The sequence below is a fragment of the Ectopseudomonas composti genome, assembly GCF_001567565.1.
Lineage (GTDB): Bacteria > Pseudomonadota > Gammaproteobacteria > Pseudomonadales > Pseudomonadaceae > Aquipseudomonas > Aquipseudomonas composti_A.
The window spans coordinates 34,806-51,478 of sequence record NZ_LSSW01000029.1 but is presented as its reverse complement, the minus strand read 5'-3'; the positions used below and the strand labels follow the sequence as shown (position 1 = coordinate 51,478).

18 protein-coding genes and 2 riboswitches are annotated in these 16,673 nt (G+C 65.1%); of the genes, 5 read left to right on the top strand and 13 right to left on the bottom strand.

Going from position 1 to position 16,673, the window contains the following annotated elements:
* The first annotated feature begins 51 nt into the window (after positions 1-51).
* Both dxs and PCLY_RS16725 read left to right on the top strand, forming a co-directional pair.
* Positions 52-1,947: a 1-deoxy-D-xylulose-5-phosphate synthase gene (dxs, locus tag PCLY_RS16730; RefSeq protein ID WP_061240756.1), complete on the top strand. Its 1,896-nt coding sequence runs from the start codon at positions 52-54 to the stop codon at positions 1,945-1,947.
* 72 nt (positions 1,948-2,019) lie between these two features.
* Positions 2,020-2,212: riboswitch (cobalamin riboswitch) on the top strand.
* An 87-nt stretch (positions 2,213-2,299) separates the two neighbouring features.
* The gene (locus tag PCLY_RS16725; RefSeq protein WP_061240755.1) at positions 2,300-4,147 is read left to right on the top strand and encodes a TonB-dependent receptor domain-containing protein; all 1,848 of its coding nucleotides are present in this window, start codon (positions 2,300-2,302) and stop codon (positions 4,145-4,147) included.
* Positions 4,148-4,212: 65 nt separating this feature from the next.
* On the opposite strand, the gene PCLY_RS16720 is transcribed toward PCLY_RS16725, so the two are convergent.
* From PCLY_RS16720 to nrdR, 13 genes are all read right to left on the bottom strand, one after another.
* Positions 4,213-5,007, bottom strand: coding sequence for a cobalamin-binding protein (locus PCLY_RS16720; protein ID WP_061240754.1), 795 nt, complete (start codon positions 5,005-5,007; stop codon positions 4,213-4,215).
* The gene (locus PCLY_RS16715) at positions 5,007-5,420 is read right to left on the bottom strand and encodes a hypothetical protein (protein ID WP_061240753.1); all 414 of its coding nucleotides are present in this window, start codon (positions 5,418-5,420) and stop codon (positions 5,007-5,009) included. Before PCLY_RS16715 ends, PCLY_RS16720 begins: the two co-directional genes overlap by 1 nt.
* Positions 5,417-6,037, bottom strand: coding sequence for a GTP cyclohydrolase II (gene ribA / locus PCLY_RS16710; protein ID WP_061240752.1), 621 nt, complete (start codon positions 6,035-6,037; stop codon positions 5,417-5,419). The genes PCLY_RS16715 and ribA overlap by 4 nt, the downstream gene beginning before the upstream one ends.
* Before the next feature lie 368 nt (positions 6,038-6,405).
* Positions 6,406-7,050, bottom strand: coding sequence for a retropepsin-like aspartic protease family protein (locus PCLY_RS16705; RefSeq protein WP_061240751.1), 645 nt, complete (start codon positions 7,048-7,050; stop codon positions 6,406-6,408).
* 18 nt (positions 7,051-7,068) lie between these two features.
* A complete protein-coding gene (locus tag PCLY_RS16700; RefSeq protein ID WP_061240750.1) occupies positions 7,069-7,803 on the bottom strand; it encodes a substrate-binding periplasmic protein in 735 nt (244 codons plus the stop codon).
* 9 nt (positions 7,804-7,812) lie between these two features.
* The gene (locus PCLY_RS16695; protein WP_061240749.1) at positions 7,813-8,340 is read right to left on the bottom strand and encodes a phosphatidylglycerophosphatase A family protein; all 528 of its coding nucleotides are present in this window, start codon (positions 8,338-8,340) and stop codon (positions 7,813-7,815) included.
* A 15-nt stretch (positions 8,341-8,355) separates the two neighbouring features.
* On the bottom strand, positions 8,356-9,309 hold the full coding sequence (gene thiL / locus PCLY_RS16690) for a thiamine-phosphate kinase (RefSeq protein ID WP_061240748.1): 954 nt from the start codon (positions 9,307-9,309) through the stop codon (positions 8,356-8,358).
* A gap of 149 nt (positions 9,310-9,458) precedes the next feature.
* The gene (gene nusB, locus PCLY_RS16685; protein WP_003463208.1) at positions 9,459-9,938 is read right to left on the bottom strand and encodes a transcription antitermination factor NusB; all 480 of its coding nucleotides are present in this window, start codon (positions 9,936-9,938) and stop codon (positions 9,459-9,461) included.
* The gene (gene ribH / locus PCLY_RS16680) at positions 9,935-10,411 is read right to left on the bottom strand and encodes a 6,7-dimethyl-8-ribityllumazine synthase (protein WP_012019761.1); all 477 of its coding nucleotides are present in this window, start codon (positions 10,409-10,411) and stop codon (positions 9,935-9,937) included. Before ribH ends, nusB begins: the two co-directional genes overlap by 4 nt.
* A gap of 285 nt (positions 10,412-10,696) precedes the next feature.
* Complete coding sequence (gene ribBA / locus PCLY_RS16675; protein WP_061240747.1) at positions 10,697-11,776, bottom strand: bifunctional 3,4-dihydroxy-2-butanone-4-phosphate synthase/GTP cyclohydrolase II; 1,080 nt, start codon at positions 11,774-11,776, stop codon at positions 10,697-10,699.
* A 12-nt stretch (positions 11,777-11,788) separates the two neighbouring features.
* A complete protein-coding gene (locus tag PCLY_RS16670) occupies positions 11,789-12,451 on the bottom strand; it encodes a riboflavin synthase (protein ID WP_061240746.1) in 663 nt (220 codons plus the stop codon).
* A 127-nt stretch (positions 12,452-12,578) separates the two neighbouring features.
* A riboswitch (FMN riboswitch) is annotated at positions 12,579-12,733 on the bottom strand.
* Between the two features lie 197 nt (positions 12,734-12,930).
* On the bottom strand, positions 12,931-14,049 hold the full coding sequence (gene ribD, locus PCLY_RS16665) for a bifunctional diaminohydroxyphosphoribosylaminopyrimidine deaminase/5-amino-6-(5-phosphoribosylamino)uracil reductase RibD (RefSeq protein WP_061240745.1): 1,119 nt from the start codon (positions 14,047-14,049) through the stop codon (positions 12,931-12,933).
* Positions 14,046-14,513, bottom strand: a complete 468-nt coding sequence (gene nrdR / locus PCLY_RS16660) for a transcriptional regulator NrdR (protein ID WP_003243991.1) — start codon at positions 14,511-14,513, stop codon at positions 14,046-14,048. The genes ribD and nrdR overlap by 4 nt, the downstream gene beginning before the upstream one ends.
* Positions 14,514-14,636: 123 nt before the next feature.
* On the opposite strand from nrdR, the gene PCLY_RS16655 reads away from it, so the two are divergent.
* The 3 genes from PCLY_RS16655 to trxA are packed head-to-tail and all read left to right on the top strand — an operon-like array spanning position 14,637 to position 16,660.
* Complete coding sequence (locus PCLY_RS16655) at positions 14,637-15,077, top strand: YbaY family lipoprotein (protein ID WP_061240744.1); 441 nt, start codon at positions 14,637-14,639, stop codon at positions 15,075-15,077.
* Positions 15,074-15,733: a class I SAM-dependent methyltransferase gene (locus PCLY_RS16650; RefSeq protein ID WP_061240743.1), complete on the top strand. Its 660-nt coding sequence runs from the start codon at positions 15,074-15,076 to the stop codon at positions 15,731-15,733. The genes PCLY_RS16655 and PCLY_RS16650 overlap by 4 nt, the downstream gene beginning before the upstream one ends.
* Positions 15,734-15,787: 54 nt before the next feature.
* Positions 15,788-16,660, top strand: coding sequence for a thioredoxin (trxA, locus tag PCLY_RS16645; protein WP_061240742.1), 873 nt, complete (start codon positions 15,788-15,790; stop codon positions 16,658-16,660).
* The last annotated feature ends 13 nt before the right edge of the window (positions 16,661-16,673 follow it).

Sequence of the window (16,673 nt, the reverse complement as noted above, 5' to 3'; positions counted from 1 at the left end):
CCTGGCATCAGGTAAACTGCCGCATCTTTTACGCCTATAACGATTCGCCTGATGCCGACCACTTTCCACGAGATCCCCCGCGAGCGCCCGTTGACGCCGCTGCTCGACAGCGCCAACACGCCGGACGAACTGCGCCGCCTGGCCGAAGCGGACCTGGAAACCCTCGCTGACGAACTGCGCCAATACCTGCTCTACAGCGTTGGCCAGAGCGGCGGGCACTTCGGTGCCGGCCTCGGCGTGATCGAGCTGACCATCGCCCTGCACTACGTCTTCGACACCCCCGATGACCGCCTGGTGTGGGACGTCGGCCATCAGGCCTACCCGCACAAGATCCTCACCGGCCGCCGTGAGCGCATGGGCAGCCTGCGCCAGAAGGACGGCCTGGCCGCCTTCCCCCGGCGCGGCGAGAGCGAGTACGACACCTTCGGCGTCGGCCACTCCAGCACCAGCATCAGCGCGGCGCTGGGCATGGCCATCGCCGCCCGCCTGAAGGGCGAGAAGCGCAAGAGCGTAGCGGTGATCGGCGACGGCGCCCTGACCGCCGGCATGGCCTTCGAGGCGCTCAACCACGCCACCGATGTCGGCGCCAACATGCTGGTGATCCTCAACGACAACGACATGTCGATCTCCAAGAATGTCGGCGGCCTGTCCAACTACCTGGCCAAGATCATCTCCAGCCGCACCTACGCCAGCATGCGCGAGGGCAGCAAGAAGATCCTCTCGCGCCTGCCCGGCGCCTGGGAAATCGCGCGCAAGGTCGAGGAACACGCCAAGGGCATGCTGGTGCCCGGCACCCTGTTCGAGGAACTGGGCTGGAACTACGTCGGCCCCATCGACGGCCACGACCTGCCCACCCTGCTGGCCACCCTGCGCAATATGCGCGACCTGGACGGCCCGCAGTTCCTGCATGTGGTGACCAAGAAGGGCAAGGGCTTCGCCCCGGCCGAGGCCGACCCCATCGGCTACCACGCCATCACCAAGCTGGAACCGGTGACCCCGGTCGCCGCGCCGAAGAAACCCAGCGGCCCGAAATACTCCAACGTGTTCGGCCAGTGGCTATGCGACATGGCCGCCGCCGACAACCGCCTGGTCGGCATCACCCCGGCGATGAAGGAAGGCTCCGATCTGGTGGCCTTCAGCGAGCGCTTTCCCGATCGCTACTTCGACGTGGCGATTGCCGAGCAGCACGCCGTAACCCTGGCCGCCGGCATGGCCTGCGAAGGCGCCAAGCCGGTGGTGGCGATCTACTCCACCTTCCTCCAGCGCGCCTATGACCAACTGATTCACGACGTGGCCGTGCAGCACCTCGACGTGCTGTTCGCCATCGACCGCGCCGGCCTGGTCGGCGAAGACGGCCCGACCCACGCCGGCAGCTTCGACCTCTCCTACCTGCGCTGCATCCCCGGCATGCTGGTGATGACCCCGAGCGACGAGAACGAGCTGCGCCGCATGCTCACCACCGGCCACCTGTTCGACGGCCCGGCCGCCGTGCGCTACCCGCGCGGCACCGGCCCCAACGCGCCGCTCGATGCTGGCCTGGCGCCGCTGGAGATCGGCAAGGCAGTGGTGCGCCGCCAAGGCAAGGGCGTCGCCCTGCTGGCCTTCGGCGTGCAACTGGCCGAAGCCCTGCGCGTCGGTGAAACCCTGGACGCCACGGTGGTCGACATGCGCTTCGTCAAACCACTGGACGAAGCCCTGCTGCGCGAACTGGCAAGCAGCCACGCGCTGCTGGTGACCATCGAGGAAAACAGCATCATGGGCGGCGCCGGCAGTGCGGTCAGCGAATTCTTCGCCGCCGAGAACCGCCAGGTAGCGATGCTGCACCTGGGTCTGCCGGACTACTACGTCGAACACGCCAAGCCGAGCCAGATGCTCGCCGAATGCGGCCTGGACGACGCCGGTATCGAACGCGCCGTACGTGAGCGCCTCGCCCGCCTGCAGGCCTGAGCATGAAGCCCGCTCATCGCTAAATGAGCGGCGCTTGCTTGTGATTCATATGCGCGCGCACTAAGGTGCGCGCACTTCATGTTCCGCCAGGGTGCGCTGCGCTAGCGGCGTTAAACGGGAAGTCGGTGCGATGCCGACGCTGCCCCCGCAACGGTAATCGATGGCAAGCGCTGAGCTTGCGCCGCGTCCAACAGCCACTGGGCCCAGCCTGGGAAGGCGGACGCGGGTCGACAGCCCGGAGACCGGCCAAGGCGGTGCGACTGGTGTTGCGGAGGGCGACACGGTCAAGCGCTGCCCTGCCTGCGCTTGCGTCCACCCTCCTCGAACGTCTGCCGACCGTTGAGGAAAGAGAATGAAACTGTCCCGTCTGGCTCTGGCCATCGCCGTCATGCCTGGTCTTTCGCTGGCCGCCGAGCCCTACGTGGCCGAGCCGCTGATCGTCACCTCCGGCCGCCTGGCCGAACCGCAAGCTCAGGCCACCGCGGCCACGACCGTGTTCGAGCGAGACGATATCGAGCGCCTGCAGGTCAGCAGCGTCGCCGAGTTGCTGGAGCGTGTGCCGGGTCTCAGCATCGTCCGCACCGGTGGTGCTGGCAGCCAGACGGGCGTTTTCCTGCGCGGTACCAGCACAGCACAAACCCTAGTGCTGGTCGACGGCCAACGTATCGCGGCGGCCTCCAGTGGCACCAGTAGCCTGGAGTTCCTTGCCCCGGAGCAGATCGAGCGTATCGAGGTAGTACGTGGAGCGCGTTCGGCACTCTATGGTTCGGACGCCATTGGCGGCGTGATTCAGATATTCACCCGCCAGGCCGATGGCCAGGGCCTCAAGCCTTACGCGCGCCTGGCGGCTGGCAGTGACAGCACCTACCAGCGCAGCCTCGGTCTCTCCGGCGGCGACGAGCGCACCCGTTTTCATCTGGGCGCAGCCCTGGACGAGACCGCCGGCATCGACGCCACTCGAGACGGTTTCGGCGCCAATGGCGACGACGATGCCTACCGCAACCGCTCGCTCAGCCTGAATCTGTCGCACCGATTCAATGACGATCTGCAGGTCGGGCTCAGTGCTCTCGATCAGCGTGGCCAGGTGGAGTACGACGATGTCTTTACCGGCCTGCTGCCGACAACGGACTTCCAGGTCAGCAGCCTTTCCGGGTTCATCGACGGCCGCCTCAACGAGCGCTGGAGCAGCCGCCTGGAAATGGGTCACAGCAAAGACCAGCGCGACACGGGTGATGACTCACCGGCAGCGCCAGACTATTCATTCTTTACGTACACCACCTATCGCGACTCGGCGAGCTGGGTGAATACCCTGACCCTCACCGACCACCAGCAAATTCTGACTGGCGCCGACTGGTATGAGGATCGCCTGCAAAGCAGCGCGGACTTCGCGGAGGATTCACGCTGGAACCGTGCGGCCTTCGTGCAACACCGTTACACCGGCGACATCTTCTCGACCGAGCTGGGATTGCGCCACGATGATAACCAGCAGTTCGGCAGCGAAAACACCTGGAACGCGGCACTGACCCTACCTCTTAACAGTGCCAACGACCTGATTCTGTCGTACAGCGAAGGTTTCCGAGCGCCGACCTTCAACGATCTCTACGATCAGTGGTACGGCAACCCCGACCTCGCGCCGGAACGCTCCAAGAGCTACGAGCTGCAATGGCGCAGCCGCTACAGCAACACAGGATCGTTGCAGGCTTCCGTGTATCGAACTGATATCGAGGACGCCATCGTCCTGGATCAGAACTTCATTCCACAGAACGTCCAGACAGCCCGGATTCATGGCTTCGAAGCTGCCGTACAGCAGGAACTGTTCGGTTGGCAGAGCAGTCTCGCTCTAGCCCTGACCGACCCGCGTGACCGCGCCAACGGCCATACCCTGCAACGCCGCGCCAAACGCACGTTGAACCTGGACCTCGACCGCCGCTTTGGCGATGTGTCGGTGGGCGCAGGCTGGCGTGCAATCAGTGGCCGCTACGACGATGCCGACAACGAGATCGAAATGAGCGGCTACGGTCTGCTAAGCCTGCGCGCCGCCTGGCAGGCCAATGAGGAACTGGGGCTGAGCCTGAAGCTGGATAATCTGCTGGACAAGGATTACGCAGAAGCGACCTACAGCACAGCCAATGGCCGTTTCGGCTACAACAGCGCCGGGCGTACCGCGCTTTTCGCCGTAACCTGGACGCCGCAACTCTGACCTTGGCGCGTACGGCGCATCCTACGACCGCTGTAGGGCGCCCCGGGCGCGTCGCCTGAGAAGGGCTACCGTGCCCCCGCCATCCGCTCGCAGAGCTTCTGGATGGCCCCGAGCATCTGCCGGCTGGGCCGCTCCAGGCCCTTGTCCGGCACAGCCCAGACCTGTCCCAAGCGCACGGCATGCACCTGCGGCCAGGCCTGCCAGGCGCTCAGTTCGGCATTGCTGCCACCCAGAATCACGTCCGGGTCACGCGCCAGCACCGCCTCCACGCTGACCTGCGGCGCCGGTTGCGGCAGGTCGGCGAACAGGTTGCGCGCTCCGCAGACGTGCAAGGCGTCGCCGATCAGCTGCTCACCGCCGATGGTGTAAAGCGGTTGGTGCCAGATCTGATAGAACACCTTCAGCGGCTGCTCACGTCGGTAGCGCTGGCGCAGCGCGGCCAGTTCGGCCCGATACTCGGCAGCCAGGCGCTCGCCCCGCTCTGCCCGCCCAATGCGCTGGCCAATGCGCACGAAGGCCTCGCCAAGTTGATCGAGGCGCTGCGGCTGGATGATCAGCAGGTCGATGCCGAAACGCTGCAACTGCGCCTGTTGCGCCGGCGGTACGCTGCCGGGTGCGATAAGGATCAGATCGGGCGCCAGCTGCAACAGTCGCTCGAACTCCAGCTGGCCATAGCGCCCGACGGTGGGAAGATGCGCCAGCGCAGGCGGACGCTCATCACTTTCGAGCACGCCGACCAGCAGGTCGGCAGCATCCAGGTCGAGCATGATTTCACTGAGCGAGGGCGCCAGGCTGATCACCCGCTCGGCCGCAGCCAGCGGCAGCGCCAGCAGGCAAAGCGCGAAGAGCAGCGCGCGCATCAGCCCAACTGACGGGGAATACGGTAGAGGCTGTGCAGCACGATGGACGACAGCGCCAACAACACCAGGGGAATCGCTTCAAGGCCGGCCAACACTGCCAGGGCGGCGATCCAGGCCGGTAGCGCTGCGCCAAGCAGAGCACGCAGGCGGACGCGATCGAGTTCCAGCCAGGCGGCAGGCTCCTGATCGCTGTCGAGCGCGTTCTGCGTGGCGATCAGGGCATGCTTGTATGCGGAAAACAGCGGCAGGCTGACGAACATCGAGGCCAGGCCGGCAATGAACATCGGCATGCTCAAGACCGTGTGGGCACCACCGCCGAACAGCAGGTTGAAGACCAGCAATGGCGCCAGGGCCACGCCCAGATGACGCCACCAGAGCAGCGCCAGCCGACGTTTCACCTGGCCTCGGGTCACAGGCTTTCCTCGGTCTCGCCCTGATGCTGGTTGCCCAGCATATGGCCGAGCTTGCCGGCCTTGGTGGCCAGGTAACGCTTGTTGTAGGGATTGTGTGCGATCTGCAACGGCACGCGATGATCCACGGTGATGCCCATGTCACCCAGGGCCTTGACCTTGCGCGGGTTGTTGGTCATCAGCTTGAGGCTTTGCACGCCCAGGTGTTCGAGCATCGGCAGGCAGATGGCGTAGTCACGCTGGTCGGCACCGAAGCCCAGGCGCTCGTTGGCCTCCACGGTATCGGCGCCGCCATCCTGCAGCTCGTAAGCGCGGATCTTGTTCAGCAGGCCAATGCCTCGGCCCTCCTGACGCAGGTACAGCAGCACGCCACGGCCTTCGTTGGCGATGGCCTGCAATGCCGCCTGCAGCTGGGCGCCACAGTCGCAGCGCAGGCTGAACAGGGCGTCGCCGGTCAGGCATTCGGAGTGCAGGCGACCGAGCACCGGGGCACCATCGGCGACGTTGCCGAAGGTCAGGGCGACGTGTTCCTTGCCGGTGGCCTCATCGAGGAAGCCATGCATGGTGAACACACCGAAGGGTGTAGGCAGTTGGGAGGCGGCGACGAACACGACGGACACCGGATACTCCTAGCAATGAGTACGAAACAGGGCCGGCATTGTATCAGCAGCCCCCGCTGGCGGGTCAGTCAGAATTGCCGATCATCAGTATCGAAACCGTCAATAAGCACGATCAGAGTCGCTTCAAAGTCTCGCGGGCCAGAGCAATGCCAGGCGCAACGACCAGCGGGAGTAACAGCCGAAGGCTGGCCCGTAGGGCGAGCGCCAGCGAGTCAAACAGGCAAGGAAGCGGAATCTACTGACTGCATGAGCAGTACTCGCTTCGCGCGCCCGGCTGGGGTCTCGCTAAAACGGGTTGGCCGCACACGGCCTGCTGGGCCTGTATCTAACGCGTCAGAAGCGACACGCAGCAGACTTTGGCCTGACGCTCAAATCTTGGATTCGAGCACCAGCATGCCCTGCTCCTCGCGCCAGCCAACCCGGCCGAGAAAGCTCATGCCCAGCAGCGCATCGCTTGGCGCGCCGCCCTCGAGCACCACGGCATCGACGCCAAGCACTTCCAGATCGCCCACCTTGACCCGGTCGAGCGTCACCCGCCAGCCACGGGTGACGCCACTGGCGGTACTGACCTGCAGCGGCCGCCCCGTGACCCGGTAATCGATGCCCAGGCGCCGGGCATGCGCATCGTTGAGCGCGACCGAGGTGGCGCCGGTATCGACCAGAAACTGCACGGTCTGACCGTTCACCGAACCCGCGACCCAGTAGTGGCCGCCAATACCCTTGGCGATGCTCAGGCGCTTCTTCTGCGGCTCGGCAAAACCGGCGCTGTACTCACGACTCAAGGGATAGGCGCGATCGACACCCTCGACACGCAGTACCGCGCCCTGCTTGTCGACGCTGACCACCTGCACGCCGCCAGGGCCGGTGGCCCCCACGCGAACCAGCTTGCGCTGGCCGTCGACATTGATCACCGCCGCCCCCGGAAACAGGCCGACCACCTGAACCTGAGACGCGGCCCATGAAGGGCTCGAGCACAACAGCGCCAGCACGGCGAGACAGTGACGAAGCTGCATGTGTGACGGCCTCCCGGCTCAGTCGAAGGGATAGGGCTGGCGCCAGTGAGCGAAGATAGGCCGCAGTTCGCCGCTGGCGATCAGTTTGGTCATGCGCTGGTCGAAAAGCTCAGCCAGGGCATGGCCACGTGGCGTATCGGCAAAGCCGAGATAGAGCGGCAACTGCGTCAGATCCGTCATCCGATACTGCTGCGGGCTGTCGGTCTGGCTCAGCACGACTTCGACCTCGGGGCGAGCGTCGATATAGAAATCCGCATGTCCCAGGTCGAGCATGCCGAGAATACCGCTTCGCCGCTGCACTTCCCGGTAGTCGCGCACATTCGGCAGATATTCCTGATAACCGTAGCCGCGCACCCAGACCAGCCGATACTTGCCCAGGCTGTTCAGGGTCGGCCGTGGTTTGTCCTTGAGGCCAAGCGCGACGATCTGATCACGATCATAGAAATGCTTGGGGTAGAACACCTGCTCCTCGACTTCGTCACGATAGGCACCGACCCAGGCGTCGGCTTCGCCACGCTGCACCAGCCCGATGGCGCGGGTGTAGGGCACGCTGTGGATGCTCAGGCGAACGCCGGCTGGCTCGAAGACCTTGCGCATGACGTCCCAGCCCAGGCCGGTACCGTCCGCCTCGGTATAAGCCTCCCAGGTTTCACTGGCCAGGCGTATCTCCCCTGGCAGCTCACTGCTGGCCTGAGCGCCGACCACCATGCACAGCATCAGTAGCGCGCCTAGCCAGACTTGCCTCATGCGCATGCTCACTCCTTAGAACCCCAGCCCCGCTCCATAGTTGGCCCAGGCCCAGACCAGCCCCTGCATGGCCAGCCAGGCGAAGACCCCGGCGATGATGTCATCGAGCATGATGCCAACACCGCCATGCACATGGCGATCGATCCAGTGAATCGGCCAGGGTTTGACGATGTCGAACAGACGAAACATGAGAAAGCCTAGCAGCAACCAGACCCAACCCTCAGGCACCAGCCAGAGGGTGATCCACATGCCGACCATTTCATCCCAGACGATGCCCTCGTGATCATGCACGCGCAGGTCGTCGGCGACCTTGCCGCACAGCCAGAAGCCGAACAGCATGGTGACCCCGAGCAGCAGCCAGTAGCCCCAGTCCGGAAGCATCTGCCACAGCGGCACGAACGGCAGCGCCACCAGCGAGCCCCAGGTACCCGGCGCCTTGGGCAGAGTGCCGGAGCCGAAGCCGAAGGCGATGAAGTGCCAGGGATTGCGCCACACCGAGGGCGGTACGTACTCGGCGGGAACCTGGTTGGGGTGATCGGTCACACGCACTCCGTCCTGTCAGAAATGTTGGTAGCCGCTGCGCGGCGCTTCGATTGGCTGGCCGACAGCGTCCAGCAACTGCACCCCGGAGCCGGCCAGCACGCGACCGATAACCCGAACCTCGGGCCAGTCACGCACAACCGCGTCGAGCAGAGCTGGCGGTAGAGTAAAGGCCAAGCGGTAGTCATCGCCACCACCCAGCGCGCAGCCCCACGCCTGTTCCTCACCGGCAAAGGCACGCAAGGGCGCAGACAGTGGCACACGCGCCAGTTCGATTTGCAGGGCGACCTGCGAGGCCTTGGCGATATGCCCGCAGTCAGCGAGCAGGCCGTCGGAAATATCCAGAGCCGCCGTGGCCCGGCCACGCAGCGCCTGGCCCAGAGCGAGCTGTGGCTGCGGCGACCAGTAGCGCGCCTGTAGCGCGGCGCTGACATCAGGCGCGGCTTCGCGTTGCCCCAGTACCAGCGGCAGGGCGCCAGCGGCATCCCCCAGCTCACCACCGACGCACAGCAGATCGCCCACCTGCGCGCCACTGCGCAGCAGCGCTTGCCCGGCCGGCACGCGACCGAACACGGTCAGCGTCAGGCTCAGCGGGCCGCGCGTGGTGTCACCGCCGACCAAGGCCAATGAGCAGTTCTGCGCCATCAGCTGCAAACCCCGGGCGAACTCGGCCAGCCAGGATTCACTGGCGCTCGGCAGGGTCAGCGCGAGGGTAAAGGCCAGTGGCGTGGCGCCCATGGCAGCCAGGTCACTGGCGGAGACAGCCAGCGCACGCTGGCCGAGAAGAAAGGCATCGCAGGCGTCGGGAAAGTGCACCCCGGCAACCAGCGTGTCGGTGGATACCGCCATCTGCTCACCTGCCGGCAACGCCAGCAGGGCGCAATCATCACCGATACCGCGAACCACGCCATCGCCGCCCTGTGCACAAAGAGCGGCGGCGAAATAGCGACGGATCAGCTCGAACTCATTCACGGGCAAGCAACGATCTGCTGCGCGTCGGCCTTGCTGCGTTAAAAGCAGACTCGGAAAGCTCATGTGCTACAGCACACTGCGCTTCCTCGCCTGCTTTTGCCTTGCATGGCTCTAGCTCGCAAGATCGTGAATCAAGCATCCCATAGACCTCAACGTTTGTTGGCGTTGACTTCGGCGGCACGCAGCTTGGGCGCGAGTTTGTCGAGGATACCGTTGACGAACTTGTGTCCGTCGGTGGCCCCGAACACCTTGGCCAGCTCGATACCTTCGTTGATCACCACCTTGTAGGGCACGTCGACGCGGTTCTTCAGCTCGTAGGTGGACAGGCGCAGGATGGCCAGTTCGACCGGATCGATCTCTTCCAGCGGGCGATCGAGCAGCGGCGTAAAAGCCTCGTCCAGCTCGGTCTTCTGCCGCGGCACGCCGTGCAGGATCTCGTGGAAGTAGGCGCCATCGACCTTGCTGAAATCGTTGTCGACGCGAAACTGCGCTTCGATCTCGTTCAGCGGCTGCCCGGCGATGTGCCAGGAGTACAGCGCCTGCATGGCCAGAGTACGGGCCTCGCGGCGTGCGAGAATCTTGCCGCTGGGGCCCTTCTTGGCCGGCTGGCCGTTACCGGAGTTGCTCACTTGGCCTCCAACTGCGCCAGCAGGCTGACCATTTCCAGGGCAGACAGCGCAGCTTCGGCACCCTTGTTACCCGCCTTGGTGCCGGAACGTTCGATGGCTTGTTCGATGGAGTCGACGGTCAGCACGCCAAAGGCAACCGGTACGCCGTATTCCATGGAAACCTGAGCCAGACCCTTGGTGCACTCGCCGGCGACATATTCGAAGTGCGGAGTACCGCCGCGAATGACCGCGCCAAGGGCGATGATCGCCGCGTATTCGCCACGCTGGGCGACCTTCTGGGTCACCAGCGGAATCTCGAAGGCGCCCGGGGCGCGGATGATGGTGATGTCGCTCTCGCTAACGCCGTGACGCACCAGGGCGTCGATGGCGCCGCTGACCAGGCTCTCGACGACGAAGCTGTTGAAACGGCCTACCACCAGGGCGTATTTGCCCTTCGGGGCGATGAAGGTACCTTCGATGGTCTTCAGGGTCATGACGGGTCTCACATGGGTTAAAGAGCCGGAGCGCCGTGCGCTCCGAAAATAAAATTCGTTTATCAGCGTAGCCCGGATGCAATCCGGGGACAGTGTGCCGATCTTCCCGGATTTCATCCGGGCTACGTGCTTTAGCTCCCCTCTCCCGCTTGCGGGAGAGGGGCAGGGGCGGCCCGCGTAGGGAGAGGGTATGCGGTGCGCGCGAAAACACCCTCTCCCGCCCTTCGGGCACCCTCTCCCATAAATGGGAGAGGGTCATCAGATGCGGCTCTGTCGAGCCGCTTCTTATTTAGACGGCAGGTATTCTACAACCTCGAGGTCGAAGCCGGATATCGCGTTGAACTTCATCGGCGAGCTCATCAGGCGCATCTTGCGCACGCCGAGGTCACGCAGAATCTGCGAACCAGCGCCCACGGTGCTGTAGGTCGCCGGATTGGCCGGTTGCTGGCGGCTGATCAGCGCCAGCAGCTCCGGCCCGGTCAGCGGATTACCCAGCAGCAGCACCACGCCGCTACCGGCCTTGGCCACCTCGGCCATGGCGGTGCGCATGCTCCAGCGTCCAGGCTGATTGACCAGGAACAGGTCGCGCAGCGGGTCCATGTTGTGCACACGTACCAGGGTCGGCTCTTCGGCGCAGATGGTGCCCAGGGTCAGGGCCATGTGCGCGGTGTTCTCCACACCGTCGCGGTAGGTCACCAGGTTGAACTGACCCAGCTCGGTGTCCAGCGGCTGCTCGCTGATGCGCTCGACGGTGCGTTCGTGGATCAGGCGATAGTGGATCAGGTCGGCGATGGTGCCGATCTTCAGGCCATGCTGTTCGGCGAACTTCTCCAGCTCCGGACGGCGGGCCATGGTGCCGTCGTCGTTCATGATCTCGCAGATCACCCCGCTCGGCTCGAAACCACCCATGCGCGCCAGGTCGCAGGCTGCCTCGGTATGGCCGGCACGCGCCAGCACGCCACCGGGCTGGGCCATCAGCGGGAAGATGTGACCGGGGCTGACGATGTCCTCAGCTACCGCATTGCGCGCCACGGCAGCCTGCACGGTACGCGCGCGGTCGGCGGCGGAGATGCCGGTGGTCACGCCCTCGGCCGCCTCGATAGAGACGGTGAACTTGGTGCCGAAGCCGGAGCCATTGCGCGGCGCCATCAGCGGCAGCTTGAGCAGCTCGCAGCGCTCGCGGGTCATCGGCATGCAGATCAGGCCACGGGCGAAGCGGGCCATGAAGTTGATGTGCTCGGCGGTGACGCATTCGGAGGCGATGATGATGTCGCCTTCGTTTTCACGGTCCTCGTCATCCATGAGGATGACCATCTTGCCGGCGCGGATGTCTTCGATCAGTTCTTCAGCGGTGTTGAGCGCCATCGGGGCGTCTCCTCAATTCTTCAGGTAGCCGTGTTCGGCAAGAAAGCTCTCGGTGAGGCCCGAGGCCTTGGATTCGGCGGCCTTGTCACCGAGCAACAGACGCTCCAGATAACGGGCCAGCAGATCGACCTCCAGGTTGACCTTACGCCCTGCCTGGTAGTCGACCATGATGGTCTCGGCAAGGGTATGGGGAACGATGGTCAGCTCGAACTCGGCGCCATCGACCGCGTTGACGGTCAGGCTGGTGCCATCGACGGTGATCGACCCCTTGTGCGCAATGTACTTGGCCAACTCGCGCGGGGCGCGCACCTTGAACTGCACGGCACGGGCGTTATCGGCGCGCGAAACGATTTCGCCGACGCCGTCGACGTGACCGCTGACCAGGTGCCCGCCAAGGCGGCTGGTCGGCGTCAGGGCCTTTTCCAGGTTCACGGCGCTGCCAGGCTTGAGATCGACGAAGGCGGTGCGCGCCAGCGTCTCGCGGCTGACGTCGGCCCAGAAGCCGTCGCCGGGCAGCTCAACTGCGGTCAGGCAGATGCCGTTGACGGCGATACTGTCACCGAGCTTGACGTCACCCAGATCGAGTTTGCCGGTGGCCACGTAGACACGCACATCGCCGCCTTTGGGCGTCATGGCGCGGATACTGCCAATGGCTTCGATTATGCCGGTGAACATGCGCCCTCCGGTTTCACGTTGAAGATGGTGCTGAACAGCATGGACGAACTCCTGTTTTGGTCAAAAACAGGGCAAATGCCGATCGATAGGGATTTCACAGGCTGGCATAGACCGCCCGGGGAGGGAATCCCGCTCTCTCTTTATCCGGACTATACCGTCGGCCCCGGAATCACACCGGGTCTGCTTGACCTCGCATGGCAGATGCCATGGCGAGCGCTCGCGGGCTAGGCTCTGCGAACCATCACCGCCGGTGGGGAATTGCACCCCGCCCTGAGAACGTTGCGGCCCTCAAAGGGCCGCGTGGCGTTTTACCATATTTATTATCGCGGCGCATGCTGCCGGTACGGGCCGTTTGCGGCGATGTCGCGCATACCCATGCGCTTGCCGGATCTCGGGCGGCGTTGCGCTTCATTCGCGATCCTCACGGCTGCGGCGCCAGCGCCTGTCGCGGATAAATCCGCGCCTACCGACCATGCAGGCTAGCTGCGCGCCTTGGGCACCGCCGTGATCTGCCAGTCGTCGCCCACCGCGCGAATATCGAGAATCTGCAACTCTGGCGCCTCGGCCATGCGGTTGAGCGGCAGGTCGAGCAGCGCCCGCGCGCTGGAACCCAGCAGCTTCGGCGCCATGAAGATTCGGTACTCGTCCACCAACCCTGCACGCGCGAAAGCGCCGGCCAGACGCGGCCCAGCCTCCACCAGCACCTCGTTGACGCCACGACTGGCGAGTTCCAGCAACAGCTTGCGCAGGTCGACATGACCATTGCTGCCCGGCACCGCGAGCAGCTCATGGCCGTCTTCCTGGTAGCGATCACGGGCGGTAGCCGCCGCACAGGTCGCCACCAGCGCGGGGCCGACCTGGAAAAAAGTCTTGCTCAAGGGCACGCGCAGACGCCCATCGACCAGCACCCGCAACGGCGGCCGGCGCTGCGCCAGCTCGGTCATCTCGGCGCCGAGGCCCAGTTCGTCGGCGCGTACGGTCAGTCGCGCATCGTCGGCCAGCACGGTATCGGCGCCGCTGAGCACCACGCTGGCCTGCGCGCGCAGACGCTGGACCTCGGCGCGCGCCGCCGGCCCGGTGATCCACTGGCTTTCGCCACTGGCCATGGCCGTGCGGCCATCCAGGCTCATCGCCAGTTTGACCCGCACGAACGGCAGCCCATGCTCCATGCGCTTGATGAACCCGGCGTTGAGTGCGCGTGCCTCGCTTTCCAGCACGCCACTGGCGACCTCGATACCGGCCTGAGCCAGACGCAGCAAACCGCTGCCGGCCACCTGCGGATTGGGATCCTGCATCGCCGCGACCACCCGGCTGACACCCGCGGCAACCAATGCATCGGCGCAGGGCGGTGTACGCCCATGATGGCTGCAGGGCTCCAGCGTCACGTAGGCGGTGGCGCCTCGCGCCTTGTCACCAGCCTGGCGCAGGGCATGAACCTCGGCATGCGGCTCGCCGGCACGGGCATGCCAGCCCTCCCCGACGATCTGCCCATCGCGCACGATGACGCAGCCGACACGCGGATTGGGATGAGTGGAGTACAGGCCTTTGCGCGCCAGTCGCAAGGCGCGCGCCATGAACAAATGATCGCGCTCGCTCATCGGCTTTTCGACGGCTCGCGGGCCAGACGTTCGATTTCCTCGCGGAACTCGTTGAGATCCTGGAAGCGCCGGTAGACCGAGGCGAAACGGATGTAGGCCACCTCGTCGAGCTTGCTCAGTTCGGTCATCACCAACTCGCCCAGCACCAGCGACTTCACCTCGCGCTCGCCCGTGGCCCGCAGCTGCTGCTTGATGCGGGCGATGGCCTCTTCGAGGCGCTCGACACTCACCGGGCGCTTCTCCAGCGCGCGCTGCATGCCGGCACGCAGCTTCTCTTCGTCGAAGGGCTGACGGCTGCCGTCCTGCTTGATCAGGCGCGGCATCACCAGCTCGGCGGTTTCGAAGGTGGTGAAACGCTCACCGCAGGCCACGCATTCGCGACGGCGACGGACCTGGTCGCCCTCGGCGACCAGACGGGAATCGATGACCTTGGTGTCGTTGGCGGCGCAGAAGGGACAATGCATGGCAGGCGCGGGCTTTTGGCGGCAAAGGCGCCATGGTAGCGCATAGCAGGCCGTTGAAAAACGTGGGCGAGGCAGCAAGACAAATTAAGCTATGGGGACGCACCTCCAAGAGCAGAACCTGTCATGAACCGATCCCTGCACCTCCTCCCCCTCGCCCTGAGCGGCCTGCTCGTGGCCTGCGCCAGCGCGCCTGGAACCACCCCGCCAGAGCCCACGCCTGCACCGGCAATGAGTGAAGCCAAGGCAGCCGCCGCGCAGCCGCCCAGCCTGCGTGGCGAATTGCTCGGCGTCGCGCCAGGTGCCGATGTCGACCTGGCCCTGCTCGGCGTTGACATGCTCGGCCGCCCACGCGCGCTGCTTGGCCAGGTTCATCTGCGTGGCGATGGCGAACCGCTGTCGTTTCATCTGCCAGTGCAAACCCAGGCCGCACCGCAGGACCTGCGCCTGGAGCTGCGCGGCCGCGTCAGCCATTCCGGGCGCCTGGTGCAACGCCTGCCGGCGCGCACCATCGCCGAACTGACCGATCAGGACCTCGGCGTCCTGCACCTGGTGCCGGCACCATGATCCCTCCGGTCCACCTGCAGCAGGCGCTGCACGAACTGCTCGGCGACGCCCGCCTGGTCGCCGAGAAGCTGCCCGGCAGCGACATCGCCCTGTGGCTGATCGATGCCAGCAACATGGATCGCGCGTTCAACCCCGAGGAAACCCGGCGCATCCTCGAAGAGCCACCGTACTGGTGCTTCTGCTGGGCCAGCGGCCTGGTGCTGGCGCGCTGGCTGGCCGAGCGCCCCGAATGGGTACGCGGCAAGCGGGTGCTGGATTTCGGTGCGGGCTCGGGCGTGGCCGCCATTGCCGCCGCCAAGGCCGGCGCGGCAGAAGTAGTGGCCTGCGACCTCGACCCGCTGGCGCTGAGCGCGTGCCGCGCCAATGCCGAACTCAACGGCGTGACGCTGAACTACTCGGAAGATTTCTTCACCGAAGCGGATCGTTATGACCTGATCCTGGTCGCCGACGTGCTTTATGATCGCGCCAACCTGCCGCTGCTCGATCATTTCCTCAGCCGCGGACGCCAGGCCCTGGTGGCCGATTCACGGGTGAAGGATTTCCAGCATCCGCTCTACCAGCGCCTGGCGCTGCTGGACGGCTGCACCTGGCCGGACCTGGCCGAGCCCGCGCAATTTCGCGAAGTCAGCCTGTATCACGCCGCACGCCCCTTGTAACCGCACGACGCTGCCCGCATTAATAGTCCATTGCCCTGCTTTTCGAGACCGACCATGAGCGACTCCCCCTACATCTTCGACATCTCCGGCACCGCCAACTTCGAGCAACTGGTGATCGAGAATTCCTTCCACAAACCGGTGCTGGTGGACTTCTGGGCCGAATGGTGCGCGCCATGCAAGGCGCTGATGCCGATGCTGGCGAAGATCACCGAGGAATATGCCGGCGAGCTGCTGCTGGCCAAGGTCAACTGCGATATCGAGCAGGATATCGTCATGCGTTTCGGCATTCGCAGCCTGCCCACCGTGGTGCTGTTCAAGGACGGCCAGCCGGTGGACGGTTTTGCCGGCGCACAGCCGGAAGCGGCGATCCGCGAAATGCTCAAGCCCCACGTTGCCGAACCGGCGCCTGTCGCTGCTGACCCGATGGAGGCCGCCCAGGCGCTGTTCGCCGAAGGTCGCTTCGCTGAAACCGAAGCCCTGCTCCAGCAGGTGCTGACGGAAGACAACGAGAACGCCGCCGCACTGATCCTCTACGCGCGCTGCCTGGCCGAGCGCGGCGAACTGGGCGAAGCGGAAGCCGTACTCAACGCGGTCAAGGGTGACGAGCACAAGCAGGCACTGGCCGGCGCCAAGGCGCAGCTGACCTTCCTGCGCCAGGCCGCCGACCTGCCGGAAGTGGCCTCGCTCAAGAGCCGCCTGGCACAGAATGCCGAGGATGACGAAGCGCTGTATCAGTTGGCCGTACAGCAACTGGCGCGCCAGCAGTACGAAGCGGCGCTGGACGGTCTGCTCAAGTTGTTCGTGCGTAATCGCAGCTACAATGAAGGCCTGCCGCACAAAACCCTGCTGCAGGTGTTCGACCTCCTCGGCGGCGACCACCCGCTGGTCACCACCTATCGCCGCAAGCTGTATCAGGCGATCTACTGATCTCTCGGGTCTA

Bases quoted from the DNA above. Each gene is read 5' to 3' on its own strand.
- dxs (WP_061240756.1), top strand. From the start codon at position 52: ATGCCGACCACTTTCCACGAGATCCCCCGCGAGCGCCCGTTGACGCCG.
- PCLY_RS16725 (WP_061240755.1), top strand. From the start codon at position 2,300: ATGAAACTGTCCCGTCTGGCTCTGGCCATCGCCGTCATGCCTGGTCTT.
- PCLY_RS16720 (WP_061240754.1), bottom strand. From the start codon at position 5,007: ATGCGCGCGCTGCTCTTCGCGCTTTGCCTGCTGGCGCTGCCGCTGGCT.
- PCLY_RS16705 (WP_061240751.1), bottom strand. From the start codon at position 7,050: ATGCAGCTTCGTCACTGTCTCGCCGTGCTGGCGCTGTTGTGCTCGAGC.
- PCLY_RS16700 (WP_061240750.1), bottom strand. From the start codon at position 7,803: ATGCGCATGAGGCAAGTCTGGCTAGGCGCGCTACTGATGCTGTGCATG.
- ribH (WP_012019761.1), bottom strand. From the start codon at position 10,411: ATGACCCTGAAGACCATCGAAGGTACCTTCATCGCCCCGAAGGGCAAA.
- ribBA (WP_061240747.1), bottom strand. From the start codon at position 11,776: ATGGCGCTCAACACCGCTGAAGAACTGATCGAAGACATCCGCGCCGGC.
- PCLY_RS16670 (WP_061240746.1), bottom strand. From the start codon at position 12,451: ATGTTCACCGGCATAATCGAAGCCATTGGCAGTATCCGCGCCATGACG.
- ribD (WP_061240745.1), bottom strand. From the start codon at position 14,049: ATGAGCGAGCGCGATCATTTGTTCATGGCGCGCGCCTTGCGACTGGCG.
- nrdR (WP_003243991.1), bottom strand. From the start codon at position 14,513: ATGCATTGTCCCTTCTGCGCCGCCAACGACACCAAGGTCATCGATTCC.
- PCLY_RS16655 (WP_061240744.1), top strand. From the start codon at position 14,637: ATGAACCGATCCCTGCACCTCCTCCCCCTCGCCCTGAGCGGCCTGCTC.
- PCLY_RS16650 (WP_061240743.1), top strand. From the start codon at position 15,074: ATGATCCCTCCGGTCCACCTGCAGCAGGCGCTGCACGAACTGCTCGGC.
- trxA (WP_061240742.1), top strand. From the start codon at position 15,788: ATGAGCGACTCCCCCTACATCTTCGACATCTCCGGCACCGCCAACTTC.